We start from the raw sequence: 26851 nt of genomic DNA on the forward strand, positions 1-26851 counted from the left end.
GCCCGTTCCGCTGTTCGCTTCCCGCTGTTCGCCTCGTGCTGTCCGCTCACCCGATCTCGTACTCGAACCACACCCGGTGCGTCCCGTCGGCCTCCACGGTCAGGCCCCCGGTGCCGGTGATCCCGGTCAGCGCGCCGGTGCCGCTGGACGGGACGACGGTGAAGAACTCCGCGCTGCGGTCGCTGCCGGAGGTGGTCGCCGAGTGCACGAAGTTGAACGCGCCCTCCCGGCCGTGCAGCGCGCCCTCGAAGGACTCCATGGCCACATAGGTGCCGACACCGGTGGCCTGGTCGAACGCGGCCGTGAACAGGGTCGCCGAACGTCCGGTGACCTCCCCCTCGTACCGCTTCTCCATGGTCGCGACGCCGACCGGCAGAGCCGTGGCCACCGCCGGCTCGGGCTTCAGCCCGGTCGGGACGAACGCGTGCACACTGAAGGTTCCGCTGGCTCTCATACGTCGACCGTACCGAGCGCCACTGACAGCGGCGGGCACGACCGGCGGGCCGGTGGGCTACCTGGTCACCGCGAAGTTCCGCAGGATCGCCGCCGTCAGCCGGGGCTCCCCCTCCGCCTTCACCCGGTCCGCGACCGCCTCCGCCGTCACCCGGCCGCAGGCCAGCCGGACGTATGTCTCCCAGTCGAGCGAGAAGGAGGCGGCGGGGCCCAGCGCCGGGGCGGTCTCCAGGGTGCCGCGGCCCTGGATGTCGACCCGGATCGTGCGCAGGAACTCGATCGGCCCGTGCACGTCGAAGACGACCGCGGAGCTGCGCGGGGCGTCGGCGCGGTCGGCCACGACGGCCGGCAGCTCACCGAGGAGCACGTCCCGGGCGATGTGGGCGCCGGGGGAGTCCAGGTTGCCGGGGCGGCCGAGAGCGGCGCGCAGGTCCTGCTCGTGCACCCACACGTTGAACGCGTGGCCGCGCATGGACTCCTCCAGCGTCAGCTCCGCGCCGAGGGGTCCGCGCACGACCGTGCCCGGCTGGCGCGACTCGTTGCGCAGCTGGCGGTTGCGCCGGATGATCATCAGCTCCAGCTCGGAGGTCATCTCGGGCGCCGTGTGGTGCCGGCGGACGTCGACCTGCATCTCCATGTACCGCTGGAGATCGGTGGTGACGTGGAAAAGGTCCCGGGGCAGTGAGTGGATCGGGCGGGGATCGCCGTACATCTCACTGTCCAGGCCGATCACGTGCGAGACCACATCGCGGACCGACCAGCCGGGGCACGGGGTCCGCCAGTTCCACTCGCCCTCGACGAGCGGCTGCACCAACTCGGATATCGCTTCGATGGAGTGGGTCCAGGCGTCGGCGTAGGGCTGGAGGGTGGGATGCAGACTCACGGAACGGGACCCCTCGGCGGTCGGTGCACGGGCAGATGGTGGCGGCGGGTGGCGGCGTTGCCAGCGGGAGGCGGAGACGGTCGGCGGCTGTCGGCGGGTGTCGTGAAACGCTAAGTTACGCTGCTGTGAGGCACCCCGGCAGTGCTTTCGTGTGACGATCGTAGGCCCGTGTGGACTACTCGAATGCCAGGACGGTGGTACTGTGCGCGCCTCTCTGATCCAGATCGCCGTAGAAGAGGGCGAATCGGTCGAATCGCGGCGGGGGCGGGTCGCCTCCCTCGTACGGGAGCAGGCCGGCGCCGCGGACCTCGTGGTGCTGCCGGAGCTGTGGACGACCGGCGCCTTCGCCTACGAGGCGTTCACCGACCAGGCCGAGCCGCTCGAGGGGCCGACCTACGAGGCGATGGCCAAGGCCGCGAGCGACGCGGGCGTGTGGCTGCACGCGGGCTCGATCCCCGAGCGGGACCCTGACGGCTCCCTGTACAACACGTCTCTCGTCTTCTCCCCCTCCGGTGAGCTGAAGGCCGCCTACCGCAAGATCCACCGCTTCGGCTTCGACAAGGGCGAGGCCGTGCTGATGGGCGCGGGCCGGGACCTGGTGACGGTCCGTCTCCCGGAGACGACCGTCGGTCTGGCCACCTGCTACGACCTCCGGTTCCCCGAACTCTTCCGCGGTCTCGTCGACGCCGGCGCCGAGACCCTCGTCGTCTCGGCGGGCTGGCCGGAGCGCCGCCGGGCGCACTGGACGCTGCTGGCCCAGGCGCGGGCGGTCGAGAACCAGGCGTTCGTGCTCGCGTGTGGAACGGCCGGGACGCACGCCGGAGTTCCCCAGGCGGGTCACTCGATCGTGGTGGATCCGTGGGGCGAGGTGCTGGGCCAGGCCGGTCCCGGCGAGGAGATCCTCACCGTCGGCCTCGACCCGGCGAAGGTCGCCACGACCCGGGAACAGTTCCCGGCCTTGAAGGACCGCGTGCTCGGCCGGCGGTGAAGGGCGGTTCCGGGACCCCACGGCGGTCCCGGCCGGCTCGGTGTGCCGCTCGTCCGGTGGTCCGGACGAGCGACGTCCCTCCTCCGGTACCGGGGCCTGTCCTCGGCTCCGTGACCGGATCCGACCGCGGAGGCCGGCGCGGTATCCGTCTCGCCGGCTGCCGTGTCGGACCCTCGGCTCAGCCGATGCCCTGGGTGCGGACCCTGTCCGGTTCGAAGTCGTACACCGTCTGGTTGATGCGCAGGCCGTCGACGGCCCCGATCCACATGTAGTCGCGGCCCTTGCCCACGGCGGCGGTGTAGACGGTCGGCTCCGCACCTCCGTCGCTGAGGGCCGTCCTGAGCTGCTGGAAGGTGCAGGTCGTGGTCAGGTTGCAGCCGGTCACGGTTCCCGCGTTGCCGGTGAGGAACCACTTGCCGGTCGTGGTGGCGTCCAGGTAAGGGCTCCAGCTGTTGACCGTGGGGGAGGGGTCCGGGACCCACACCATCGAGGAGTAGGTCGTGGCGGGGGCCGCGGTGAGGCTCGGATTGATCTCGAACGTGATGTTCGGCATGTTTCCGGGGCCGCCGTAGGTGATGTTCTCGCCGGTCTGGAAGACGTGGAAGCCGACGTTGTCGATACCCAGCACCGGGTCGCCGTAGAAGTCGACCTCGTTGCCGAAACTGGCTTTCTCGCTGGGCGGCGTGAGGCTGGTGGAGCGGTCCGCCACCTCGATCCCGAGGCTGCCCTGTCCGTAGGGCGGTCGCGCCGAGGGGCCGGGTACGCCGAACGAGCCGAACGGGCCCTTCCGCAGAGCGGCGACGGGGGAGCCGATGGTGTTCCGGGCGATGACACCCCAGTGGTCCTGGACCGGAGGGGTCCCGTAGGGGTCGGCGGATGCCGATGCCGGAGCAGCGGTCGCGGCGATCACGGTCAGTGCCGTGATCCCCAGCGTCAGTCTTCGCCGGGTGCTGGAGCGATCGTTCACAGTTACTCCTTTTCGCTGGTCGGATGAGGTGTGGGACCCACACTGCCGGGGCTTGCCGCACCCCCTCGATCACGCACGGTAACGGCCCCGAGAGCCCGACCAGCCGCGACGCACCTGCGTCGTATCATCATTTGATCCTCATGGCGGAAGCCCGGACGGAGCCACCCCGCTCCCGTTCGGTCGTCCGCTCCTCCTCCTCAGTCCTCCTCCCTCCCCTTCTCGGAGAGGTGGATCACGCACACCGTCACCGCGATCAGCAGCGCCGGGTCCGCGTCCTCCCGTACGACGTCCACGCCGTACGTCTCCCGCACGTGCAGCCACCGGCGGGAGACGACGGCGAGCAGCTCACCGTCGTACTCGATGGCGAACTCCCGGTCGAGGATCTTCCCGCTGACGTCGAGCACGGTCCGCCCGTCCGCCAGCGTCACCCGGTAGTGGTTGCGCAGCAGCGACAGCCTTTTGCGCCGCACCGTGGCCAGCGGCTCGCCGTCCCGCTCGATCACCATCGTGTCCCGCAGGGCGAACATCTTCTGGTGGATGTCGATCAGGACCCGCCCCTGCGTGTCCTTCAGCTCGAAGGTGTCCCGCAGCCGGATCGCCTTGCCGTCGACGAGGTACGCCTTCTCGCCCCGGTCGTCCTCGATCCAGTAGTCGTCACCGAGGGCCAGGAGCCGGTCGCGCACGAGGAATCTCATGTCGGTACTGCTTCCCCCGGCGGGGACGATCCCTCCCGGAGGGGGCGGGAAATGATCGGACGGACGAACCGGCTGCGGGTGTCGGCCGCGGTGGGGGCGCCGCTCACGGGCCCGTCGGCCTCGGGCTGCCGGACGACGTCGACCCCGGCACCGCCCCGGTCCGCTTCCGTGTCACCGGCGAGGACGGCCCGCGGAAGGCCTCCCGAAGACGGTGCGGAGGGCTTGGCCGGAGCAGTCGGGGTGACCGGCCCGCGAGCCCTACGCCCCCGTCACCCCACCCGTCCCCCCGCCCGCCGGGCCGAAGCGCCGCCGGTACGCCGACGGGCTGAGGCCGGTTTCACGGCGTACCCGCGCGCGGAGGTTCGCCGCGGTCCCCAGCCCGCTCCTCGACGCGACCACCTCGAGCCGTTCCTCGCCCCGCTCGATGAGCCGGCAGGCGAGGGCCACCCGTTCGCCGGTCAGCCAGGTGAGGGGGGTGGTGCCGAGCTGGGAACGGAACCGGCGGTGCAGGGTGGCGGGCGAGACGGCCGCGCGGGCCGCGAGGCCGGCCACCGTCAGCGGCTCGCCCAGCCGTGCCCGCGCCCACGCCAGCAGCGGCGCCAGCGACTCGTCGGGCACGTCCGGCAGCGGGCGCTCCACGAACTGGCGCTGTCCGCCGTCCCGGTGCGCGGCGAACACCAGCCGCCGGGACACCGCGTTGGCGACTTCGGCGCCGTGGTCGCGCCGTACGACGTACAGCCCGAGGTCGAGGGCGGCGGCGCTGCCCGCGGCGGTCAGGACGTCCCCCTCGTCGACGAACAGGACGTCGGGCTCCAGCCGTACGCGCGGATGCAGCTCGCGGAAGGCCTCCGCCCACATCCAGTGCGTGGTCGCCCGGCGGCCGTCCAGCAGCCCGGCCTCGGCGAGCGCGAAGCTGCCGGTGCACAGGCTCAGGACACGGGCCCCGCGCGCGTGGGCACGACGGATGGCGTCGAGGACGTCCTCCCCGCGCGGTACGACGTTGTCGGGCCGCCCCGGTACGACGAGGGTGTCCGCGTCATCGGCGGCCTCCAGCCCCGGCACGCCGGTCAGCCGGAAGAACCCGTGGTTCATCCGCACCTCACGCGCGGGTGTGCACAGCGTCACCTCGTACAGCGGCCCCGGCAGCCCCAGTTCGGGCCGTGGCAGCCCGAACAGCTCGGTGGCGACCCCGACTTCGAAGGGATTGGTCCCCTCGTCGACGATCACCACGACCCGGTGCGGCCGGTGCGAGGATCCTTGCGGCATGTGCGATTCCTAGCACTCGTCCATGGCCGGCGCCAGGGACGACGATGACCGGCATGACCACCGAACCCGTCAGCCTGGCCACCGCCCTCGCGTCCTTCTCCGAGCGCTGGAGCCCCCGCATCGTCACGACCGTCAACGACTACGACGTCCGCGTGGCCAAGGTCGAGGGCGAGCACCTCTGGCACGTCCACGACCACACCGACGAGCTCTTCCTGGTCCTGTCGGGCGAGCTCCACATCGGTCTGCGCGAGGCGGCCGGCGAACGGACGGTCGTCCTCCCGAAGGGCTCCGTCTTCACGGTCCCGCGCGCCACCGAGCACAAGCCGTACGCCCCCGTCCCCACCGAGATCCTCGTCCTCGAACCCACCGGCACCTCCACCGTCGGCGACCGCCACGACGAGATCCCGTCCCATGTGGACGCGACGACGGGCCACCCGCTGACGACGTGACCGTCAGTGGCGGACCTGGATCTCCACCCGGTGCCGGATGTACGCGTCCGGGTGGGACCGGGCCAGCGCCACCGCCCGGTCCACCAGGTCGTGCAGCTCGGCCGGGTACGCCGACGGGTCGAGCGGCAGAATCGGCAGGACGCAGCGCCGCACGTGCACGTCCTCGTCGCTCACGAAGGTGCGCAGTGCGGCCTCGTTCCACTCGGCCACCAGGGCCGAGCGGCCGCCGGGCTCGGGCGCACCGCCGGGCTCGGGCGCACCGGCGGGCTCGGGCGCACCGCCGGTGCCGGGGTTCTCCGCCCGTACGAGAGGCATCCGCAGGGGCAGCGCCGTCCAGTACCAGGCCCGGGCGGCGCCCGCCCGCTCCTGGGCCGTGCCCGTCCGCAGGTATCCGAGCAGCGCGCCCCGCACGCGCGCGTACCCGAAGGCGTTGAGGGCCGGCTCCACGAACTGGCGGTTGAAGCTCGGGTCGGGATCGTGGACGGCCGCCCTGAGCAGCGGGCCGAAGGACTCCTCGGACACGGTCATGCCCCGTCGGCAGGCCTCGCGCAACGCCGCCCGGGCGTGATGCGCCCAGGTCCAGTGCGCGCGGTCCTCCGATGCGGGGGCGATCCGGAGTCCGAGGCTCCGCACCACGTCCGCGAGGCATGCCTCCAGCGTCGCCCTACGGTCCCGCGGGCTCCCCGGCAGTGCCACGAACACCCGTTCCTTCGGCGCCGTCCCGCTCTCGCTCTCGTCCCCGGACAACCGTCGCTCCCCTCCCGTGGCCGCCCGATCCGGCCTGCGTACCCGGATGTACCCGGATGGCAAGCTTGACAGCATGAACGATTCCGCCCCGGCGCCCACCCCCGCGCCCGCGCCCCGCCGTGTTCGTGTCCGCGCTCCCGAGCTGATCGGCAAGGGCGGCTGGCTGAACACGGGCGGGGAGCAGTACACCCTGGCCGACCTGCGAGGACGTATCGTCATCCTCGATTTCTGGACCTTTTGCTGCATCAACTGCCTGCACGTCCTCGACGAGCTGCGCGAGCTGGAGGAGAAGCACCGGGACACGGTCGTCGTGATCGGGGTGCACTCGCCGAAGTTCGTGCACGAGGCCGAGCACCGGGCCGTGGTGGACGCCGTGGAGCGGTACGGGGTCGGGCATCCCGTGCTGGACGACCCCGAGCTGGCCACCTGGAAGCAGTACGCGGTGCGGGCGTGGCCGACGCTGGTCGTGATCGACCCGGAAGGGTACGTCGTCGCGCAGCATGCCGGGGAGGGGCATGTGCACGCGATCGAGCGGCTGGTGACGGAGCTGGAGGCCGAGCACGGGGCGAAGGGGACGCTGCGGCGCGGCGACGGGCCGTACGTGGCGCCGGAGCCGGAGCCGACGGCCCTGCGTTTCCCCGGGAAGGCGGTAGTCCTGCCCGACGGGAACTTCCTCGTCAGTGACACCACCCGGCATCAGCTCGTGGAGCTGGCCGCCGATGGGGAGAGCGTCGTACGGCGGATCGGGTCCGGTGTGCGCGGGTTCGCCGACGGGACCGCAGGGGTGGCTGCCTTCAACGAGCCGCAGGGGCTCGCCCTCCTCGACGGCTCCTCCGTGGTCGTCGCCGACACCGTCAACCACGCCCTGCGCCGGCTCGATCTCGCGACGGGGGAGGTGACCACCCTCGCGGGGACCGGGAAACAGTGGTGGCAGGGGTCGCCCACCTCGGGGCCCGCCCGCGAGATCGATCTGTCCTCGCCGTGGGACGTGGCCGTCTTCGACGGGCGGGTGTGGATCGCCATGGCCGGTGTCCACCAGCTGTGGGCCTACGACCCGGCCGGGCGGACGGTGGCCGTGGCCGCCGGCACCACCAACGAGGGGCTCGTCGACGGGCCGGTCGCCGAGGCCTGGTTCGCGCAGCCCTCCGGGCTGGCGGTGTCCGGCGACGGGGAGCGGCTGTGGCTCGCCGACGCCGAGACGTCCGCGCTGCGGTGGGTGGACCGGCAGGGGGTCGTGCACACCGCCGTCGGCACCGGGCTGTTCGACTTCGGGCACCGGGACGGGTCGGCCGGGCAGGCCCTGCTCCAGCATCCGCTGGGGGTCACGGTGCTGCCCGACGGGTCCGTCGCCGTCAGCGACACCTACAACCACGCCCTGCGGCGGTACGACCCGGCGACCGGCGAGGTCAGCACGCTGGCCACCGACCTGCGGGAGCCCAGCGACGCCGTGCTCGTCGGGGACGACATCGTGCTCGTGGAGTCCGCCCGGCACCGGCTGACCCGGCTGCGGCTGCCGGAGGAGGCGGTACGGGTGGCGTCCGTGGCGCACCGCACCCGGCGCGCCGCCACCGAGGTCGCGCCGGGCACGCTGCGGCTGGACGTGATCTTCCAGGCGCCGGCCGGGCAGAAGCTCGACACCCGGTACGGTCCTTCGACCCGGCTGCTGGTCTCCGCCACCCCGCCCGGGCTGCTCCTGAAGGGCGAGGGCGCGGGCACGGACCTCTCCCGGACGCTGGAGCTCGACCCCGAGTTCGAGGAGGGTGTCCTGCACGTGTCGGCCATGGCCGCCTCCTGCGACGACGACCCGGCGAACGCATACCCCGCCTGCCATGTGCACCAGCAGGACTGGGGTGTTCCGGTCCGCCTCACCGAAGGCGCGGCGGACCGGCTGCCGTTGGTCCTGGCCGGGATGGACGACTCAGCCGTCTGACCGGTCTCAGCCGCGGCGCGAGCGCGGGGCCAGCTTGAACAGGGCGACGCCCGCGGCGACCAGGGTGGTGGCGGCGACGACCAGCGCCATGCTGTTCATCCACAGGCCGGTGGCGGCCAGGGTGGCGCCGCCGGCGCCCGTGGTTCCGGCGCCGATCACTCTTCCGTACATCGTGCTTCTCCTAGCGGGGGTGAGTGCAATGGGGGTGAGGGGGGTGGGTTCAGGAGGCAGGCCCCGGGGCCTACGTCGCCACCCACTTCTCCTCGCTGCGGCGCACCAGCCCCCACAGCGAGGTGAAGTAGACGGCGTGCTGGAAGAGGTCGTAGAGCATCTCCGGAACCATCAGCGCGGCGACCAGGACGGCCTTCGGGCCCGCGCGGCGTACGGAGACGGTCTTCTCGACCACGAAGATCAGGCCGATCGCCGTCCAGAACGGTGAGAGGCCGGGCCAGCCGTACAGCGAGGTGAAGGTGGCCATGTAGGTGAGGTAGATCAGGAAGGACAGCGCGCCGAAGCCCATCAGGAACTGCTGCATGAAGTAGCGGGCGGTGACCTTGGTCCAGCCGTAGTCGCGCAGGTTCTCCAGGGCGCCGCGCTGCCAGCGCAGCCGCTGGTGCCAGAGCTTGCCGAGGCTGGGCATGACCTCGGTGACGACCGCGCAGCCGGCCGGGGACATGGCCCGGTAGCCGAGGGTCTTGACCGCCTTGGTCATCTCGTCGTCCTCGGTGAGCGAGGCGAGGCTGTAGTAGCTGGTGCCGCCGCCGATGACCCCGGCGCGGCGGGCGGTGCGCACCTCGCGCAGGACGCGGGCGCGGAACATGGTGCCGGTGCCGGTGAGGACCTGGGCCTTGCCGCCGGTGCGCTCCAGTTCCCAGGCGTAGCGGTGGAACTCCATGCGCTGGAGCAGTCCGAGGAGGCCGCCGCCCTCCTCGCCGTAGAAGACTCCGCCGACGGCGCCGACCTTGCGGTTGAAGGTGCCGAGCGCGGTCTCGGCGAACCAGGGGTCGAGGACGGTGTCGGCGTCCTGGACGAGGAGCAGGTCGCGGTCGTCGAGGTGGGGCAGCATCCAGGCGATGGCCTGGTTGAGCGCGCCGGCCTTCTTGTGGGTGTTGCCCTGGGTGTGGAAGACCTGGGCGCCGTGGGCGACGGCGATCTCGGCGGTGTCGTCGGTGCAGTTGTCGCAGACCACGACGACGAGGTCGGGCCGCCGGGTCTGGTCGCGCAGGCCGTCGATGGCGGCGCCGATGCGGTCCGCCTCGTTGTGCGCCGGTATCAGGACGGCGAGCCGGGGGCGCTCGGCCGGTTCCTCGGGGGCCGCGTGCGCGCGGCGTGACGCGTGGCGTCGCGCGTCCCGCGCTCGCGGACCGCTCGGTGGCGCGAGGTCGAGCACGCCGGGACCCCCAGGTGTGAAGGTGTGGGGCCCGCACCCCTCGGGTCCCTTTGTCCCCAGAAGTCTTCACGAAACTACGACAACCCGACAAGTTGTCCCGAGTAACGGACTGCTCACGGTTGTCTGAATTTTTCCTGTGCATCCCGTTCATGATGAGCTGTCAGGAAAGGGGGTGTCGGCAAAGGGGTGTCAGAAAGGGGGTTCCCTGCGCCGGTCGTCCTCGACCACGGTGGTGGGCGGCACCACCATGCGCCGGCGCCGGGCGATGCTGCTGAACGTGGTCAGGCCGATCAGCCCGACGATCATCAGGATGACGCCGACCAGGTCGAGGTCGACCCCCTGCATGTCCCAGTCGGTCGCGAAGGTCAGGATCGCTCCCACGGCGATGAGGATGATGCATCCGCCGAGGCCCATGAGTCTCGCCTCCAGTCCGGTCCGATGTCTTTCGGCTCCGCACCGGCGGGTACCCCGCTTTCCTCCAACTACCCTTCCAGGAACGCCACCAGCGCGTTCGCCAGCAGATGCGGGTCGGCGTCGCCGCACAGTTCGCGGGCGCTGTGCATGGACAGGATCGCCACGCCGATGTCGACGGTGCGGATCCCGTGCCGGGCGGCGGTGATGGGGCCGATGGTCGTGCCGCAGGGCATGGAGTTGTTGGAGACGAACGACTGGAACGGCACGCCCGCCTTCTCGCAGGCGGCGGCGAACACGGCACGGCCGGTGCCGTCGGTGGCGTAGCGGTTGTTGACGTTGACCTTGAGGATGGGGCCGCCGTTGACCCGCGGGTGGTGTGTCGGGTCGTGCCGCTCCGCGTAGTTGGGGTGGACCGCGTGGCCGGTGTCGGAGGAGAGGCACACCGTGCCCGCGAAGGCCCTCGCCCGGTCCTCGTACGATCCGCCGCGCGCCAGCACGGAACGTTCCAGCACGGTGCCCAGCAGCGGTCCGTCGGCGCCGGTGTCGGACTGCGAGCCGTTCTCCTCGTGGTCGAAGGCGGCGAGCACCGGGATGTACGGCAGGTCGTGGTCGCCCGCCGCTACGGCCGTCAGGGCCGCCGTAGCGGCGTGCACGGACAGCAGGTTGTCCATGCGCGGGCCGGCCACCAGTTCCTGGTCGCGGCCCAGGTAGGCGGGCGGCTCCACGGAGTGGGTCATCAGGTCCCAGCCGGTGACCTCGCCCGCGGGGATCCCCGACTCCTCCTCCAGGAAGGCGATCAGATCGCCGTCGCGGACGTCGTGGCCGAGGCCCCAGACGGGCTGGAGGTGACGCTGCTTGTCGAGCTTGAGGCCGTCGCTGTTGACCGCGCGGTCGAGGTGGATGGCGAGCTGGGGGACTCGCAGCAGGGGGCGGCCGACGTTCACCAGGCGGGTCGAGCCGTCGCGCAGGGTGAGCCGGCCCGCGATGCCGAGGTCGCGGTCGAGCCAGGAGTTGAGCAGCGGCCCGCCGTAGATCTCCACGGCGATCTGCCGCCAGCCGTGCGCGCCCGTGTCGGGCAGCGGCTTGACGCGCAGGTTGGGCGAGTCGGTGTGGGCGCCGACGATCCGGAACGGGGTGTGCGGCGCGGCGCCCTCGGGGACGTACCAGGCCACGATCGCGCCACCGCGCAGCACGTACTTGCCGCCGCTCGTCCCGTCCCAGGCGTCCGTCTCGACGACCTGGCGGAAGCCTGCCTTCTCCAGCCGCGCCGCCGCGTTCGCGACGGCGTGGTACGGCGACGGGCTCACCGTGAGGAAGGACATGAGGTCGTCGGTGTGGCCGCGGTCGAAGCGGGGGGGTTCGCTCATGGGGTTCACCTTAACGACGTACGAGGGCCCGTTCCCGGTCGTGGGAACGGGCCCTCGTGAGGACGGTGTGGAGGGCGGCCCCGCCCGGCGGCTCCCGTCGGGGAGTGGGGACCGGGTGGGGGACCGGGGCCGCATTTCTAGCATGCCGCGCCGGTCCCCGGGCCGGGGAGGGCCGAACCCTCCGGGCTGGGGTGGGCCGGATCCTCCGGGGCTGGGGTGGGCCGGATCCTCCGGGCTGGGGTGGGCCGGATCCTCCGGGGCGGGGTGGGCCGGATTCTCCGGGCCGGGATCGGCCGGTCCCCGTGGCTGGGGTGGGCCGAACCCTCCGGGCCGGGTGGGTCGGATTCTCCGGGCTGGGATCGGCCGGTCCCTGGGCTGGGGTGGGCCGAACCCTCCGGGCTGGGGTGGGCCGGATTCTCCGGGCCGGGATCGGCCGGTCCCCGGGCTGGGGTGGGCCGAACCCTCCGGGCTGGGGTGGGCCGGATTCTCCGGGCCGGGTGGGTCGGATTCGCCGGGCTGGGATCGGCCGGTCCCGTGGCTGGGGTGGGCCGAACCCTCCGGGCCGGGGTAGGCCAGATCCCTCGGGCCGGGGTAGGCCAGATCCCTCGGGCCGGGGTAGGCCAGATCCCTCGGGCCGGGATCGGCCGAACCCTCCGGCCCGGGATCGGCCGAACCCTCCTGGCCGGGATCGGCCGAACCCTCCTGGCCGGGATCGGCCGGCCCCCCGGGCCCGGGATCGGTCCGGAACGTCAGAAAGCCGCCTCGTCCAGGTCCATCAGGTCCAGCTCGACGCCCTCGGCGATCTTGCGGGCCAGGGTGACCCCGGGCAGGACGTTGGCCGCGAAGAACTTCGCCGCGGCGATCTTGCCGGTGTAGAAGGACTTGTCCTTCGCCGAGGCCGTCTCCAGCTTCTCGGCGGCGATCGCGGCGCCCTTGAGCAGCAGGTAGCCGACGACCACGTCACCGGAGGCGAGCAGCAGGCGGGTGGTGTTCAGGCCCACCTTGTAGATGTTCTTGACGTCCTGCTCGGTGGCCGCGAGGTCGGTCAGCATCAGGCCGACGATGGCCTCCAGCTCGACGGCGGCCTTGGCGAGGTGCTCACGGGCACCGGCCAGCTCCTCGCCGCCCGTGCCGAGCGCCAGGAACTTCTTGATGTCCTCGGCGAGCGAGTTCAGCGCGGCGCCCTGGTTGCGGACGATCTTCCGGAAGAAGTAGTCCTGGCCCTGGATCGCGGTGGTGCCCTCGTACAGGGTGTCGATCTTGGCGTCGCGGATGTACTGCTCGATCGGGTACTCCTGGAGGAAGCCGGAGCCGCCGAACGTCTGGAGCGACTGGGCGAGCTGCTCGTAGCCCTTCTCGGAGCCGTAGCCCTTGACGATGGGCAGGAGCAGGTCGTTCAGCGCGTGCTCGGTCCTGGCGTCCTCGCCCGCGGCCTCCTTGACGGCGATCGCGTCCTGGACGGAGGCGGTGTACAGCACCAGCGCCCGCATGCCCTCCGCGTACGCCTTCTGCGTGATCAGCGAGCGGCGCACGTCGGGGTGGTGGGTGATGGTGACCTTGGGCGCGCTCTTGTCCATGAAGTTCGCGAGGTCGGGACCCTGGACGCGCTCCTTGGCGTACTCCAGCGCGTTGAGGTAGCCGGTCGACAGGGTCGAGATGGCCTTCGTGCCGACCATCATCCGGGCGAACTCGATGATCCGGAACATCTGGCGGATGCCGTCGTGCTTGTCGCCGATCAGCCAGCCCTTGGCGGGGTGCCGGTCGCCGAAGGTCATCTCGCAGGTGTTGGAGGCCTTCAGGCCCATCTTGTGCTCGACGTTGGTGGCGTAGACGCCGTTGCGCTCGCCCAGCTCGCCGGTCTCGAAGTCGAAGAGGTACTTCGGGACGAGGAAGAGGGAGAGCCCCTTGGTGCCGGCTCCGGCGCCCTCGGGGCGCGCCAGCACGTAGTGGAGGATGTTCTCCTCCATGTCGTGCTCACCGGAGGTGATGAACCGCTTCACGCCCTCGATGTGCCAGGAGCCGTCCTCCTGCTGCACGGCCTTGGTGCGCCCGGCGCCCACGTCCGACCCCGCGTCGGGCTCGGTGAGCACCATGGTGGAGCCCCAGGTGCGCTCCACGGCGATCTTGGCGATCTTCTTCTGCTCGTCGTTGCCCTCGTCGTGGAGGATGCCGGCGAACGCCGGGCCGGAGGAGTACATCCACACGGCCGGGTTCGAGCCGAGGATCAGCTCCGCGTACGACCAGATCAGCGACGGCGGGGCGGTGGTGCCGCCGATCGCCTCGGGCAGGCCCAGACGCCAGTACTCCGACTCCATGAAGGCCTTGTACGACTTCTTGAAGGACGGCGTGACCGGCGCGGTGTTGGTCTCCGGGTCGAAGACCGGGGGGTTGCGGTCGGCGTCGGCGAAGGACTCGGCCAGCTCGTTCTCGGCGAGGCGGGTGAGCTCCTCGAGGATGCTCTTCGCGGTCTCGGTGTCCATCTCCTCGAACGGGCCGGTGCCGTACAGCTTGTCGCGTCCCAGTACTTCGAAGAGGTTGAACTCGATGTCGCGGAGATTCGACTTGTAGTGCCCCATGGCGACGGCTCCGTAGAGAGATCGGCGAGGCACTTGATCCTCGCGCCAGTTCACTTACCAACTAGTAGCACCGATGATGCTACCCGCCGGTAATAAGCCGCAACCCCGATCCGGTCATCTGTGACGGTTCCCACCGAGGGCGCACGCCGCGCCCGGCGCACCCGGACCGCCCCACCCGGACCGCCCCACCGGCCGGGCCGTCTCGGTACGCTTGCGCCCATGTACGGCTACGAGCAGAACATGGGCGCCCAGCAGCAGTACGCCCCACCGCAGCAGCCGATGGCCGGCGGCTACGGGCAGCAGCCGCCCCTGTACCCCGAGCCGTCCCCGCCCTCCCTCGCGGACGCGGTCCGTGCCTTCACCACGGGGCAGATGGCGGCGGAGGACTTCCAGCAGGTCTTCGCGACCTCCAAGGTCTACTGCCCGCGCGGCGACAACCCCGGCTTCCTCGCCCTGCACAACACCCAGCAGCCGGTGATCCCGATGTTCACCTCGCTGAAGGAGCTGCGCCGGTACGCGGGCAAGGAGTCCAAGTACTTCGTCATCACCGGCGCCGAGGTCATCGACCTCCTCCCCACCGGCTACGGCTTCGTCGTCGACATGGAGGGCGAGCACCGGATGGTGTTCGACGCGAAGGCGGTCGAGCAGATGGTGGAGTTCGCGATGCGCAGGATGTACGGCTAGGAAAACCCGCTCCCCGTTTGTCACAGCCATGCCATAAGGTGCCCTCAGGCAGCCGCGCCCCGCGCGCAACCGCTCTTCCGCGGTCGCGTCCGGGTGCCGCGCGGCGCTCTCATCTACCCGGCGAACCCGGGTTTCCACTGGGGGTTCATCACTGTGCGCATGCGCAGCACTTCGGCCGCGACGGCACTCGCGGTCCTCTTCAGCTCGGCGGCGCTGAGCGTCATGGCGGCGGGGACCGCCTCGGCCGCCGCCACCACCGTCACCAACACCGGCGGTCTGGTCGTGGACGGCGCCCTCCAGCGGGTGTTCGTCGGCGACGCGGCGAACGGCCGGATCCTCGCCTCCGACTACAACGGCACCCTCGTCGACGTGAACGCCGGCTTCGGCAGCGTCAGCGACCTGGCCCTCTCGGACGACGGCTCCACCCTGTACGCGGCCCTGCCCAACACGCACCAGATCCTCGCGCTCGACCCGGCCACCCTGGACGTCAAGCAGACGTACACGATCCCCACCGACACCGGCCCGCGCCACCTGGCCTTCGCCGGCGGCAAGGCGTGGTTCTCGTACGGCGACCAGTGGGACGGCGACATCGGCTCCGTCGACCCGGCGGTGGACCCGGCGAGCGGCACCGACCCGGTGGCGATGGCGCAGTTCCCGACCGAGGGCACCTCGATCGGCATCTGGGGCCAGGCGCTGCTGGACACCGACCCGAACCGGCCGGGCCTGCTGGCCGTCGGCGAGACCGGCATCTCCACCGACTCCATGGCCGTCGTCGACGTCTCGGGCGCCACCACCAAGGCCACCGCCTGGTACGACGGCGACTACACCCTGAACAGCGGCATCGGGGACATCGACCTGGTCCCCGGCTCCGACGAGGTGCTGGTCAACGGCACCGACCGGGACGCGTGGGCGGACGGCAAGTTCACCAAGGCCGGCGCCTACCCCGGCGCGTGGGGCGCCGACGTCGCGCCGAACGGGCTGGTCGCCCAGGTCGCCGCCGGCAAGGTCGCGGTCTACCGGCCGAACGCCACGCAGCCGCTGCGCACCTACACCGTCGGCTCGTCCTCCGACTACAACGTCGGCACGGTGCGCTGGGCGCCGGACTCCTCGCGGATCTTCGCGCTCGTCCCGGGCAGCGGCACCTACACGCTCAGGGCCCTCACCCAGCCGACGCTGAACGTGCCGACGCTCACGGTCAACGCCCCCAGCTCGGCGACCCGCGCCAAGAAGCTCACCGTCACCGGCAGGATCTCGGCGACGGTCCCGCTGCCCGCGGGCGTCAAGCTCTCCGTCACCCGCACCGACCTCGACAGCCCCAGCGGCAAGGCGCTCGCCGCCGTCACGGTCAAGGCGGACGGCACGTACTCCTTCACGGACACCCCGCCGGCCGGCGGCACGGTCACCTACAAGGTCACCTACGCGGGCGACGCCGAGCACATCGCGGTCTCCGCCTCCGACAAGGTCGCGGTGTCCCGCGCCGCGACGAGCCTGAGCCTGAACAACAACGGCAAGCTGTACAACTACGGCGCCGATGTGAAGTTCACCGCGCACCTCGGCTCGACGTACAAGAACCGCACGGTCGAGATCTGGGCGGACCCCTTCGGCAGCGACAAGCCGAAGAAGCTGATCAAGAAGGGGAAGGTCAACTCCAGCGGCAACATCGCCGCCTGGGTGGACATGACCCGGGACACCACCGTCACCGCGGTCTTCACGGGCGACTCCCGCTACCAGCCGAAGACCGTGAAGGCCACGGCCTACGCGCGGGTCAAGGTCTCCACCGCCGTCTCGAAGCACTACAGGACGGCGAAGATCGGCTCGACGTCCTACTACTGGTTCCACAAGAACACCGACCCGCTGCTCACCACGACGATGACCTACTACCCGGGCCGTCAGCAGCGCTTCGACCTCCAGGTCTACTACCAGGGTTCGTGGTACTCGACGGACTCGGAGTGGTTCCCCGTCGGTGCGAACGGGAAGTCGGCCGTCAGCCTCGGGGCGCCCGGTGAGTCGGGCATCCGGGCCCGGATGCGCTCGGTGTACGTCAACGGCTCGTCCGGCGACAGCGTGAACTCCACGACGTACGGCGCCTGGAAGTACCTGTACTTCAGCAACTGATCCCTCGTCCGAGGGATGACATGGCCCGGAGGGAATGTCCTCCGGGCTTTCGTCGTTAGGGCTGGCAGAAAGTTCAATGCTCAACTAAACTGGGACGCACGTCGCCCAAGGAGGTAGGGACCATGCCTGCAGTGACCGTCGAGAACCCGCTGACGCTGCCGCGTGTCGCCGCGTCGGCCGAGGCCGTGGCGCGTCCCGTGCTGGGTGTCACGACCGCGCCGAGCGGTTTCGAAGGTGAGGGTTTCCCCGTTCGCCGGGCGTTCGCGGGGATCCACTACCGCCATCTGGATCCGTTCATCATGATGGATCAGATGGGTGAGGTGGAGTATCAGCCTGGGGAGCCGAAAGGGACCCCGTGGCACCCGCACCGCGGCTTCGAGACCGTCACCTACATCATCGACGGGATCTTCGACCACCAGGACAGCCAGGGCGGCGGCGGCACCATCACCAACGGCGACACCCAGTGGATGACGGCCGGCTCGGGTCTGCTCCACATCGAGGCGCCGCCGGAGTCGCTGGTCATGTCCGGCGGTCTCTTCCACGGCCTGCAGCTGTGGGTGAACCTGCCGGCCAAGGACAAGATGATGGCGCCGCGCTACCAGGACATCCGCGGCGGGCACGTACAGCTCCTCACCACCCCCGACGGCGGTGCGCTGCTGCGGGTCATCGCCGGCGAGCTGGACGGGCACGCGGGGCCGGGCATCACCCACACCCCGATCACCATGGTTCACGCGACCCTCGCGCCCGGCGCGGAGCTCACTCTTCCGTGGCGGGAGGACTTCAACGGCCTGGCGTACGTCCTCGCGGGCAAGGGCGCGGTGGGCGCGGAGCGCCGTCCGATCCACCTGGGTCAGACCGCGGTCTTCGGCGCGGGCTCCTCGCTGACGGTCCGCGCGGACGAGAAGCAGGATGCAAACACGCCGGACCTGGAGGTCGTGCTGCTGGGCGGACAGCCGATCCGTGAGCCGATGGCGCACTACGGCCCGTTCGTCATGAACACCAAGGACGAGCTGCAGCAGGCGTTCGAGGACTTCCAGAAGGGGCGGCTGGGAACGATCCCGGCAGTGCACGGCATGTCTGAGGGCGGACTGTAGGGCTCACTACGGCCGCATGTGGACGAGTCCACCCGGAAAGGGGTGAGGCTCGTCCGCGCTCGCAGCCGCCTTCTTGGTCTCCTAGTGGGCCAGATCGGTGCCCTGCGGGGATCTTCCCCGCAGGGCACCGATCTGGCCGTTTCCTGATGACTGGCGTGGGGTGTGACGGTCGTAATCGAGTGTCCTGCAGACTGAGTGCGGACTGCCGAGCGCTACTCGTGGCTCAGAAGAGTGGGATGCCGAGGTTTGCCGAAACCAACTGGGCAACCCCTGTCCAGCCAAGGGCGGGCAGGTTGGCCCTGGCGCTCTGAAGCACCCTCTCCGCGAGCTGGCGAACCCGACCGGACTCAGGTGCGGCTATGGCGAGCTCCGTCTGCAGAGCCTCCACGTCGGCGACGACCATGGCTCGGACCTCCTCTGGCACGTCCGCTGACTGCGCGGCGGCCAGAACCTCGCGCGCGAACTGCGTGAGCTGCTGGGGGTCGTAGCCGAAGGTGTTGTTCTGGGTGTTGTCCTGTCCCATCTGGGGCGCGCCCCCGTTAACGGTGATGTTCCACTCGTTGTGGATCCTGGGCTGTCGCTGATCGTTCAAGAAGTTCCTCACAGAGATGGGATCTTTGAACCCGCACTCGATGCCGAGGGTGGTCAGGGTGACGGCACGAACCGTTTGAGGCGACCGGGAATCAACCGTCACGATCCCGTTCGCCTCTAGGTATTCGACGGCCCGGAAGACTTCGGCAACCTCCAGAATTTCGTCCAGAACGGCCGTGCGCATGGAGCACAGGAAGTCGATCAACTCCAGTCGGGTCGTCGGGTAGGTCTCCATGGCGGCTGCTACAAGCCCGTTGATGGCATGGTCGAGCCTTATGCGGGGGTTATCCCGGTCTGCAATGAGCCGCTCAGCTTCAGCTACTCCGTGTGCGGTGAGCGAGCAGGCCGTTCCAGAGGCACAGAGCTCGGTGTTGTGCACCATGCCCGCGCCCCTGAGGTAGTCGATGAGGGCGACCAAGCCGTCATCGCCGGGCGGATACCAGAAAGGCTCCGCGTCCACCAAGGCTTGGGTGTCGCCGTTGGACTCCCCGCGCAGCCAGACCAGGAGCAGGTCCGCCTCTCTCTCGATCGTCACGGAAGGATGCTAGTACGAGGGTTGACGTTTCGGACCGTCGATGATCACGCGGTCGACTCGGTTGCCGAGCGCGGATGGCGAAGGGCCCACTCAAACCGTATTTGTCGCTCTAACTCCAGCCGTCGAGTGAGACCTGCGGGCCTCCTGCGAGGTACTGATGGAGGGCACTGGCTGTGGTGTCCACGAATTCGTCGGGGATGGCGTCGGCGTCGACCCAGCGGACCTGGGCGTGTTTGCGTGGCTCGCGGTTTTCGGGTTCGCCGGTCCATTCGTGGGCAGCGAAGACGACGGTGAGGAAGCCGTTGGGGGCCTCCACACCCCAAGCGCCATGGATGATGTGGGCGACCTGCAGGGACTCTGGCTTCACGGTCAGGCCGGTCTCCTCGTACAGCTCCCGCACGGCCGTTTCCGTGATCGGCTCGCCGGGTTCGCTCTTGCCGACAGGGAGGTCCCACATGCCCTGGGCGAACTTGGCGTTCTGGCTGCGCTGGAGGAGGACGACGCGGTTGGTGGCCTTGTCGTGGACGATGACGGCGGCGACCAGGAGGGTCATGGATTCGAGGGCGGGCGGGAGGGCTTTGGGCTGGTCGTCGGTTGTCCGCTGAGCCACGGCTGGTGTCCCTTCGTCGGCCGGTTGGTGGGCAGCTTAGGCCAGCGCTTCGCGTGCGCGGCGGGCGAGTTCGGCGGCTCCGGGCACTCTGCGGCGCTGGTAGATGGAGAGTGTGGAGCGGAGCGAGGTGATCGCTTTGCGGGTGCGGCCGGAGGTCATGCCTTCCATGAGGGTCAGGGCCTGGGACCAGGCTGCTACGGCCTCGTCGGCCCGGGCCTGGGTGGCGAGGCTGTCGCCGAGGTCGGCGTAGGTGAGGGCGTGGACGCGCTTGTACTTCTCGGGGTCCCACCGGACCAGGGCGTCGCGGTGCTGCTGTTCGGTGCCGATGTAGTCGGCGAGGTCGGTGAGAGTGCGGGCGGTGTGGCTGGCGACGGTGCCGGAGGCGGGGCCGCTGACGCGGGAGTAGCTGGGCTGGGGACCGTCGTCGCGCAGTAGGGCGTCTTCGGCGGCGAGCAGGGCGCGGGCCGCTGCAGGTTTCTCGCCTGTGGCGGCGTAGGCGCGGGCGTGGGTGATGTGGAGGAGGGCCTCGGTCTGGCCGTCGACGTGGCCGAAGCTGCGGGCGAGGGATCCTTCGACGAGGTCCACGCAGTGGCGGGGCTGCTTGAGGCTGAGGGCCTGGTGGGCGAGGGCGCGCATCATCCAGGCGGCGTGTCCGTGGGGATCGGCTTCGCAGGCGAGTTGGTAGCCGACCTGGTAGTAGCGCTGGGCGGCACCTTCCTGGCCGAGGTCGTGGTGCTTCCAGCCTGCCAGGTAAGCGAGTTCGGCCACGGCGCCGAACGCGGCCTGTCGTAAGACTTCGTTCGGGTAGCGGCCTCGGAGCATGGGGGCGGCGGTGTCGGCGAGGTAAGCGGTGACCGTGGTCAGGCCGTGGCCGCCGCCGAGCCGTTCGTCGGCCGCACTGAAGGCTGCGGTGATTTGGCGTACGACGTCCACGTCCTCTGTCCCGACCACGGACGTTCCGGTGCGAGCGCGGAGCATGCGGGCGGTGGCCTCGTGGTCGTGGGTGAGCGGCATGGCGACGCCGGCGGTGGTGAAGGCGGCCACCGCGAGGAAGCGGCGGCGCTCGACATCGGCACGGCCGAGGTCGGTTGCGGCCAGGACGGGATCCCGCTCGTCCGCAATCTCGGCGTCTGGTGCGCGCAGGCCGATCTCGGTCCGGCTGACGGTCCGGCCTGCCCGGCGTGACAGAGCTTCGGCGAGGTACTGGCCCGTCCGGCCGGTGGGCTGGCGGGTGCCGTTCACCCAGTGGGAGACGGCCGACTTGTTGGTCTGGAGGAGCTCGCCGTTCTCGGCCGCGATGCGTCGGATGTCCTTGGCCAGGGCCTCGTACGTGCAGCCGGTCGCGTCGATGATGTCGCGCAGGCGGGAGTTGGGTTCTCTCTGCGCTGCCACGATCGCCTCCCGTCCGGAGCTGTAAACCGCGTATACCGCTTCAACTGCCTCTCACCGTACCCACTGTGCGTGACGGAGGGTTCACTAATCATCAGCCGCCCGGCCCCGGTCCGACACCGTGACCAGGCTCCCCCCTTCGGCCGGGCGGCACCCGAAGTTCCGTACGCCTACACCGGGTTCGGGCATTCCTGTGCCCGAACCCGGCCGATCAGAGACGGAGACACGGTGACCACCATCGACACCACGGCCATCACGGTCCTACTGCCCGACGCGTTCGACGAGCGCTGGAGCCGCCTGCCCGGCATCCACGTCGACGGCCGGCGCATCACCATCGACCCGGCCGAGTACTTCTTCCGCTTCGAGTCCAGCTCCTGGCTCGTCGCCAACTGGGAGCTGGTCAAGTCCCATCTCTTGGACGTGGAGGAGACCACCGAGAGCGCGGTCGAGCAGCTCGCGCTGGACTTCATCAAGGCCCACGCCACCTCCACCTCGGACGCCGCCAAGGTGCTCTCCACCGCCTACGAGGTGTACGCCTACCTCTTCCGCGAGGAGCACCTCGCCGGCCTCGGCCTGCCGCAGATCACCGCCGAACACCTGCGGATGCTGCGCGAGGCGGCCACGCTGATGGCGCTGAACAAGGTGGAGCTGGACGGGCACATCTCCAACGTCGGCCCCTGCTGGTTCTTCCCCGCCGCCACGTCCGTCGTCTTCGACCTGGACGACGAGATGGGCGGCATGCTCGACGAGGTCTACCACGGCGGCTGGTTCAACGAGCACCGCCGCATCGAGTCCATCAAGGCCCACGCCGCCCTCGGCGGACGGCTCGTGCACGGCTGTCAGTCCGTGCCGGACCAGTCCGGCGGTGTCGTGGCGCCCTACGGTGCCTCGATGGCCACCTTCCGCAACGACCTCGCCGCTTTCAAGGCCGGCTGGATCGAGCAGGTCTACGCCCACCGCGTGAGCCCTGCCGCGTAGCACCACAGTCCTGGCTCCGGGGCGGGCCAGCACTCTCGCCCGCCCCGGACGCCGCCAACAGCACTGGACGCCGCCAACAGCACTGGAGCCCCTGATGGAAACGAGCCTCAACGCCGATCTCCTGGACAACCTGCTGACCATCGCAGGCCGGTCCACCGCTGCGCGCGAGGAGGTGCGGGTGTGGTCGATGTCCGGCGTCGAGCGTCTGACCTTCACCGACGGCACCACCGCCATCTTCAAGTACGCCAAGAAGCCGTTCGACAGCGAGGATCAGGCACTCCGGCTGGCCCGCACCCTCGGTGTCCCGGTGCCTGCCGTTCACGCCTCAGCGGTCGTGGACGGCTGGCTCGGGATGCTGCTGGAGGACCTCGGCGCTCCCGCCCGCGAGGCCGACGACCTCGACGGTGCCACTGCCGCCGTCGTTCTGCACCGCACCCGCACGGCTGCAGCCCTGCCGGTCCTCGACCGGGAAGGGCTGCGCAGGCTTCCGAGCCGGGCTCTGGAGCACCTCGGCCAGCTGCGCAAGGCCGAGCGGTGGCAGGACGCCGACGATGTCGAGGACGCTCTCGTCCGGATCGCACATGGCGCCGAGGCCCGCTCGGTGGGTACTGCAACGGCGCCCTTCGGCTGGGTGCACTCCGAGTTCCACCCCACCAGCCTCCACATCGGCCGACACGGCTGGAGGCTCCTGGACTTCGCCCGCGCCTTCACCGGCCCCGGCCTGCTCGACCTCGCCAGCTGGCATGGCACCCTCGACACCCCCGACCCCGTACGCCTGCGCGTCTTCCTGGAGACCTACGTCACCGAGGGCGGCACCCCCGACGCCCTCACTCCGCGCGGTGGGCTCACCGCCGAGAACTGGGCGCTGGGTTGGCACCGCATGTGGGCCGTCGAGTGGTTCATGGAGCAGTCCATCCGCTGGATCAACGACCCGGCCACCGACCCCGCCTACATCAAGGCCGTACGCCGCCACCTCACCGATGTCCTCCACCTCCTGGAGGTCTGACGTGCTCGCCCAGGCGTCCCCCTGGTACGTCCACGCTCTTCAGCGCACCACGGCCAGTCCCGCCTAGCCGCTGTCCGTGCCCGCGCGGATGGAATGGACCACGCGGCCCGGCAGCGGGCCCGGCGCCGACATCCTCGGCCAGGATCTGCGCCGCAAGCGGCTGCTGGAACTCGGCTGCGGTCCCGGCCACAACGCTGCCCACGTTGCCACCCGCTACGGTGCCCAGGTCACCGGCGTCGACCTCGTCGGCCTGCAGGTCCGTCGAGCCCGCTCGCACTACGGCCGGCTGAACAGCCTCACCTTCGTGGCGGGCCATGCCCTGTACTACCTGCAAGCCTCGGACGAGCAGTTCGACGCGGTTTACTCCGTCTTCGGCGCTATCGGGCTCGTCGCCCCCGAACTCCTGCTCCCGGCCATCGCCCAGCACCTCAAGCCCGGCCGCACTCTCGCCTTCTCCGTACCTCACCCGCAGCGCGGCGGCCTCCGCCCGGCCACCGACGACCGGCCGCGCCGCGACTACGTCACCCTCCCCGACCGCACCCGACTGCCCATCGCTCGCTGGGACTTCGACGCCGACCGCTGGGAGAAACACCTCGACCGCGCCGGCCTCTGGCTCACCTCGGCCCAGGAGTTCCACGACGCCCGCCACGGAGGCCGTTGGCCCACCACCCTGCTGATCACCGCGCGCAAGCTCTGACCCTCACCCCGGCTCCCTTGGGAGAATCCGATGCGCCCGCCCTACCTGCTCCTCGACATCGACGGCGTCCTCATACCTTTCCCCGACGCGGAGGGCTCGACCCCAGCCACTCACGCCCGCCACGACGTCGTCCCCACCGGCCGCAGCGCCGACGACCCGGTCACCATCTGGCTCAACCCCGCCCATGGGCCCATGGTCATGGAAGTGATCCGTAACGGCATGGTCACGCCAGTCTGGTGCACCAGTTGGCGCCAGGACGCCGCCACTCTGATCGGACCGCTCCTCGGTCTCCCACCCCTGCCGCACGTCGATCTTCCCCGCCCCAAGATCACAACAAGCCACCCCAATGGTTACCTGTGGAAGCGCGACTACGTTGATGTGTGGCTGGCTGACGCCCCCGCTGTGTGGATCGACGACGACTTCACTGACCTCGACCACTCCTGGGCCGCGGAGCGCACCGCCCGTGGCGCGGCGACCCTGCTGGTACAACCTGATCCCCGTGCCGGGCTGCAGGCTGAACACCTGGCCGAAGCCCGAGCGTGGGCCGGGCGGCTGCTCGCCGTGCGGCCCGGTGCACCCGCTGCCCCGAGCGGAACCGAAGCAGCCTGACGCGAAGCTGTGGCAGAACAGTCGATGCCCCCGCCGCGCCGTATAGCGAGGGCATCCGACCGGGTTCAGCGGTGTCGACCACGTTCTTCGGGCGTCATGTTCGCTGGTGTGGCCGGAGGATGTGGAGCGGCGGACGTGGACGTCGTGCCGCTGATGGTGCTTTGCCTACGTCCTGCGTGAGCGCGCCTGTTCGGTTGAGCAGTGATGCGCCAGTTGAGGACTTCGGCGGGATGCTCAGCACTATCGAGTTCCCGCCGGGCGCCGACCTCGGACAGGAGGCGCCGGGGGTTGTGGCCGGCGGTCTCGGCGCGGGCGAGGGTGGTGGTCAGGGCCGGCCAGGCGGGATCGGAGAGGACGCGGTCGGCGTGGTCGGGGAAGGCTGCGCGCAGGTCCTGCTCGAAGCGGCTGGCGGTTGTGGCGCGCGGTGCGCGACGGGCGAGATCCGCGAAGACTGGCTGGGCGGCCTGCTGGTAACCGGCCTGCAGGTGGCGGAAGGCTTTTTCGGCCGCTGCGGCCTGCTGCTCGTGACCGCGCTGCTCATGCCACTTGGCGGCGGCGCGCGCCACGTGGAGCGCGGCGAAGATCAGGGCAACGGCGAGTCCGCCCGGATCGTGTGTGGCGTAGGCGAGTTCCTTGGCTGCTTCCCGCAGGGCGGTGGCTGCCTGGTGGTCGACCCGGATCGCCGAGCGGCGGGCGCGGTTGAACGCCCTTGCTGCTGCTTGCAGTTCGGCCCGGTGCCCACCGTTGATGGCGAGGGACAGGTTGTGGAGAGCCTCGCCGAAGGCATCCAAATGCCCCTGGGCCACGGTGTCGTCGCCCGAGTCGAGGACGGCGTGGGCGTCGCGGATGGCGATTTCGGCGCGGTGCCACGGTTCGGCCGGGTCCGCCAACTGCTGGGGGCGGTCGGCCAGGGGCTGGGTGGGGAGTCGTTCACACAGGCGGTTGTAGGCCAGGTCGGGGGCGAGGCTTGAGCCGCCGAACCAGATGGGCTCGCCGTGCGTGGTGTCGCCGGGTGCGGCCAGGCTGTAGCCGGTCACCTCGCCGGTCTCGGGGCCGATGCGCGGTTTGACCTGGATGCCGAGGGAGCGCAGCACGGTGAAGTACTCGTCGATGCTGCGTACGGCGGCGGCGACCGCGTACGCTTGCTCGCGCAGCCACTCCCGCGCGGCCTTGTCCTGGCCTTGGCGCTCGGCCTTCGCGCGCTCGGCGCCGGTCGGGGTGCGCGGGGCGGTGAGGTCGCCGGACTTCAGACGGCGCAGCCCGAACTCGGCCTCGATCTTGCGGCATTCGAGCTGTGCCCGCCAGCCGTCCCGGTTCGTGCGAGGGCGGCGGCCGTCGGCGCGGACGGTGGTGGCCATGATGTGGATGTGGTCGTCGGCGTGCCGGACCGCGATCCATCGGCACGCCTTCTCGTCACCCTCGGGGGCGATGCCCGTGGCGGCGACGACGCGGCGGGCGACCTTGGCCCATTCGGCGTCGGTGAGGTAGCGGTCGCTGGGCGCGGTGCGTACGGGGCAGTGCCATACGTGTTGTGGCGGCTTCTTGCCGCCCAGCTCACGGGTGCGCAGGTCGACGTGGTGGTCCAGGCGCCGGGCGAGCTGGGTGTAGGTGGCAGCGGGGTTGCGGCCGGGATCGGGGGCACCGGCCATGTCCCAGGCGGCCACGATGTGGGGGTCCTTGTGCTCGTCGCGCCGCCCCTTGCCGAAGAGGTAGTTGACCAGGCCGAGCGTGCTGGAGCCGGTGGAGACGTCAGGCACCATGGCCGGCCCCTTCCGCCAGGAGCTGGTCCAGCAGTGCGTAACTGGCCTGGGCGGCCTGCTCGATACGGTCGAGGACGGCCTCGGCGCGCTCGGGTATCGCGCCGGAGTGGATGGCTGCCGTGATCTGGTTGAGGTTGGTGCCGATCCGGTTCAGAGCCTTGGTGTGCGCTTCGATGGCCTCCACCAGTGGGCGGATGGGGTCGTCCTCCGGACTGCCGACCATGCCCGCCTTGCCGAGCGCGACGGCGAGGGCGGCGTCGCCGACGAAGCCGGCGAACTTCTGGCGGCGCCGCTTGGCCTCGGCGTCGATGAGGCGGACCGCGGTCGGCGTGAAGCGGATCTTCTTCTCCTGGTCGCGCTTCTCGGTCGTGCGCTTGCGGTTCATCCGCGCGGGCAGCGCGGGGGCGTCGGGCTCGCGCCATGAGGGCTGCTCGAGGGCGGCGGGCGGTTGGGGATTGGCAGACGGCTCGGCGTCTGAGGTGATGGAGTCGGCGACGGGCTGCTGGGGGCTGTCGGCGGCAGACGTGCTGCGGGGCTCGTCCACCCCCTCCTCAGGCTCGGACGCCCGCTGGCGCCCGGCCCTCTCTTCCTCCGCCACCCCAGAGGCGGGGGCAAGCGCGGACGAAGCCCCGTTAGGGGCTCGTTCGCTCCAGCTTGC

The 26851-nt window shown here is 70.6% G+C and carries 26 protein-coding genes; 10 read left to right on the forward strand and 16 right to left on the reverse strand.

Annotated elements, in window-relative coordinates:
• Positions 1–46: 46 nt before the first annotated feature.
• Together AQJ64_RS22055 and AQJ64_RS22060 are read right to left on the reverse strand one after the other, a co-directional pair.
• The gene (locus AQJ64_RS22055; protein ID WP_055635215.1) at positions 47–454 is read right to left on the reverse strand and encodes a DUF3224 domain-containing protein; all 408 of its coding nucleotides are present in this window, start codon (positions 452–454) and stop codon (positions 47–49) included.
• 57 nt (positions 455–511) lie between these two features.
• A complete protein-coding gene (locus AQJ64_RS22060) occupies positions 512–1336 on the reverse strand; it encodes a maleylpyruvate isomerase family mycothiol-dependent enzyme (protein ID WP_055635214.1) in 825 nt (274 codons plus the stop codon).
• Between the two features lie 202 nt (positions 1337–1538).
• On the opposite strand from AQJ64_RS22060, the gene AQJ64_RS22065 reads away from it, so the two are divergent.
• On the forward strand, positions 1539–2324 hold the full coding sequence (locus tag AQJ64_RS22065) for a carbon-nitrogen family hydrolase (RefSeq protein ID WP_055635213.1): 786 nt from the start codon (positions 1539–1541) through the stop codon (positions 2322–2324).
• 178 nt (positions 2325–2502) lie between these two features.
• Here AQJ64_RS22065 and AQJ64_RS22070 read toward each other — a convergent pair whose 3' ends face one another.
• From AQJ64_RS22070 to AQJ64_RS22080, 3 genes are all read right to left on the reverse strand, one after another.
• Positions 2503–3291, reverse strand: a complete 789-nt coding sequence (locus AQJ64_RS22070) for a hypothetical protein (RefSeq protein ID WP_055635212.1) — start codon at positions 3289–3291, stop codon at positions 2503–2505.
• Between the two features lie 197 nt (positions 3292–3488).
• The gene (locus AQJ64_RS22075) at positions 3489–3986 is read right to left on the reverse strand and encodes an LURP-one-related/scramblase family protein (RefSeq protein WP_055635211.1); all 498 of its coding nucleotides are present in this window, start codon (positions 3984–3986) and stop codon (positions 3489–3491) included.
• Positions 3987–4244: 258 nt separating this feature from the next.
• Positions 4245–5252 (reverse strand): GlxA family transcriptional regulator, encoded by a 1008-nt coding sequence (locus AQJ64_RS22080; protein ID WP_059202893.1) that lies wholly within the window; start codon positions 5250–5252, stop codon positions 4245–4247.
• Positions 5253–5305: 53 nt separating this feature from the next.
• On the opposite strand from AQJ64_RS22080, the gene AQJ64_RS22085 reads away from it, so the two are divergent.
• Positions 5306–5701 carry a cupin domain-containing protein gene (locus tag AQJ64_RS22085; protein ID WP_055637839.1) on the forward strand — a complete coding sequence of 132 codons (396 nt, stop codon included), beginning with the start codon at positions 5306–5308 and terminating at the stop codon, positions 5699–5701.
• 3 nt (positions 5702–5704) lie between these two features.
• Here AQJ64_RS22085 and AQJ64_RS22090 read toward each other — a convergent pair whose 3' ends face one another.
• Positions 5705–6448: a hypothetical protein gene (locus AQJ64_RS22090; protein WP_206189896.1), complete on the reverse strand. Its 744-nt coding sequence runs from the start codon at positions 6446–6448 to the stop codon at positions 5705–5707.
• A gap of 73 nt (positions 6449–6521) precedes the next feature.
• Between AQJ64_RS22090 and AQJ64_RS22095 the strand changes: the two genes are divergently transcribed.
• Positions 6522–8378, forward strand: a complete 1857-nt coding sequence (locus tag AQJ64_RS22095; RefSeq protein WP_055637841.1) for an NHL domain-containing thioredoxin family protein — start codon at positions 6522–6524, stop codon at positions 8376–8378.
• A gap of 6 nt (positions 8379–8384) precedes the next feature.
• Here the strand turns inward: AQJ64_RS22095 and AQJ64_RS49715 are convergent, their stop codons facing one another.
• The 5 genes from AQJ64_RS49715 to AQJ64_RS22115 form a co-directional block, all read right to left on the reverse strand.
• Positions 8385–8549, reverse strand: coding sequence for a hypothetical protein (locus AQJ64_RS49715; RefSeq protein ID WP_167739008.1), 165 nt, complete (start codon positions 8547–8549; stop codon positions 8385–8387).
• Between the two features lie 70 nt (positions 8550–8619).
• Complete coding sequence (locus tag AQJ64_RS22100; RefSeq protein ID WP_276206722.1) at positions 8620–9768, reverse strand: glycosyltransferase family 2 protein; 1149 nt, start codon at positions 9766–9768, stop codon at positions 8620–8622.
• 189 nt (positions 9769–9957) lie between these two features.
• Complete coding sequence (locus AQJ64_RS22105) at positions 9958–10182, reverse strand: DUF6458 family protein (RefSeq protein ID WP_055637838.1); 225 nt, start codon at positions 10180–10182, stop codon at positions 9958–9960.
• 68 nt (positions 10183–10250) lie between these two features.
• On the reverse strand, positions 10251–11549 hold the full coding sequence (locus tag AQJ64_RS22110; RefSeq protein WP_059202894.1) for a M18 family aminopeptidase: 1299 nt from the start codon (positions 11547–11549) through the stop codon (positions 10251–10253).
• 749 nt (positions 11550–12298) lie between these two features.
• Positions 12299–14125, reverse strand: coding sequence for an acyl-CoA dehydrogenase (locus AQJ64_RS22115; protein WP_055638058.1), 1827 nt, complete (start codon positions 14123–14125; stop codon positions 12299–12301).
• Between the two features lie 219 nt (positions 14126–14344).
• On the opposite strand from AQJ64_RS22115, the gene AQJ64_RS22120 reads away from it, so the two are divergent.
• The 3 genes from AQJ64_RS22120 (at position 14345) to AQJ64_RS22130 (ending at position 18018) form a co-directional block, all read left to right on the forward strand.
• Entirely contained in the window at positions 14345–14809 is a 465-nt protein-coding gene (locus AQJ64_RS22120) for an SseB family protein (protein ID WP_055638059.1), read from the forward strand.
• 159 nt (positions 14810–14968) lie between these two features.
• Positions 14969–16924, forward strand: a complete 1956-nt coding sequence (locus AQJ64_RS22125; protein ID WP_055638062.1) for an NHL repeat-containing protein — start codon at positions 14969–14971, stop codon at positions 16922–16924.
• Between the two features lie 122 nt (positions 16925–17046).
• A complete protein-coding gene (locus AQJ64_RS22130; RefSeq protein ID WP_055638060.1) occupies positions 17047–18018 on the forward strand; it encodes a pirin family protein in 972 nt (323 codons plus the stop codon).
• Positions 18019–18241: 223 nt separating this feature from the next.
• Here AQJ64_RS22130 and AQJ64_RS22135 read toward each other — a convergent pair whose 3' ends face one another.
• The 3 genes from AQJ64_RS22135 to AQJ64_RS22145 form a co-directional block, all read right to left on the reverse strand.
• A complete protein-coding gene (locus tag AQJ64_RS22135) occupies positions 18242–19144 on the reverse strand; it encodes a hypothetical protein (RefSeq protein WP_055638061.1) in 903 nt (300 codons plus the stop codon).
• Positions 19145–19253: 109 nt separating this feature from the next.
• Positions 19254–19754 (reverse strand): NUDIX domain-containing protein, encoded by a 501-nt coding sequence (locus AQJ64_RS22140; protein ID WP_059202895.1) that lies wholly within the window; start codon positions 19752–19754, stop codon positions 19254–19256.
• A 36-nt stretch (positions 19755–19790) separates the two neighbouring features.
• Positions 19791–21146, reverse strand: a complete 1356-nt coding sequence (locus AQJ64_RS22145; protein ID WP_055632687.1) for an NsdA family TPR-like regulatory protein — start codon at positions 21144–21146, stop codon at positions 19791–19793.
• Positions 21147–21371: 225 nt separating this feature from the next.
• Between AQJ64_RS22145 and AQJ64_RS22150 the strand changes: the two genes are divergently transcribed.
• The 4 genes from AQJ64_RS22150 (at position 21372) to AQJ64_RS22165 (ending at position 24433) form a co-directional block, all read left to right on the forward strand.
• The gene (locus AQJ64_RS22150) at positions 21372–22121 is read left to right on the forward strand and encodes a hypothetical protein (protein WP_055632686.1); all 750 of its coding nucleotides are present in this window, start codon (positions 21372–21374) and stop codon (positions 22119–22121) included.
• A gap of 94 nt (positions 22122–22215) precedes the next feature.
• Complete coding sequence (locus tag AQJ64_RS22155; RefSeq protein WP_055632685.1) at positions 22216–23127, forward strand: phosphotransferase family protein; 912 nt, start codon at positions 22216–22218, stop codon at positions 23125–23127.
• An 88-nt stretch (positions 23128–23215) separates the two neighbouring features.
• Positions 23216–23824: a class I SAM-dependent methyltransferase gene (locus AQJ64_RS22160; RefSeq protein ID WP_055632684.1), complete on the forward strand. Its 609-nt coding sequence runs from the start codon at positions 23216–23218 to the stop codon at positions 23822–23824.
• Between the two features lie 30 nt (positions 23825–23854).
• On the forward strand, positions 23855–24433 hold the full coding sequence (locus AQJ64_RS22165; RefSeq protein WP_055632683.1) for an HAD domain-containing protein: 579 nt from the start codon (positions 23855–23857) through the stop codon (positions 24431–24433).
• A 65-nt stretch (positions 24434–24498) separates the two neighbouring features.
• Here the strand turns inward: AQJ64_RS22165 and AQJ64_RS22170 are convergent, their stop codons facing one another.
• Together AQJ64_RS22170 and AQJ64_RS22175 are read right to left on the reverse strand one after the other, a co-directional pair.
• A complete protein-coding gene (locus AQJ64_RS22170) occupies positions 24499–26193 on the reverse strand; it encodes a relaxase/mobilization nuclease domain-containing protein (protein ID WP_055632682.1) in 1695 nt (564 codons plus the stop codon).
• Positions 26183–26737 carry a MobC domain-containing protein gene (locus AQJ64_RS22175; protein ID WP_240512526.1) on the reverse strand — a complete coding sequence of 185 codons (555 nt, stop codon included), beginning with the start codon at positions 26735–26737 and terminating at the stop codon, positions 26183–26185. The genes AQJ64_RS22170 and AQJ64_RS22175 overlap by 11 nt, the downstream gene beginning before the upstream one ends.
• Between the last annotated feature and the right edge of the window lie 114 nt (positions 26738–26851).

The organism is Streptomyces griseoruber (assembly GCF_001514205.1).
GTDB lineage: Bacteria > Actinomycetota > Actinomycetes > Streptomycetales > Streptomycetaceae > Streptomyces > Streptomyces griseoruber.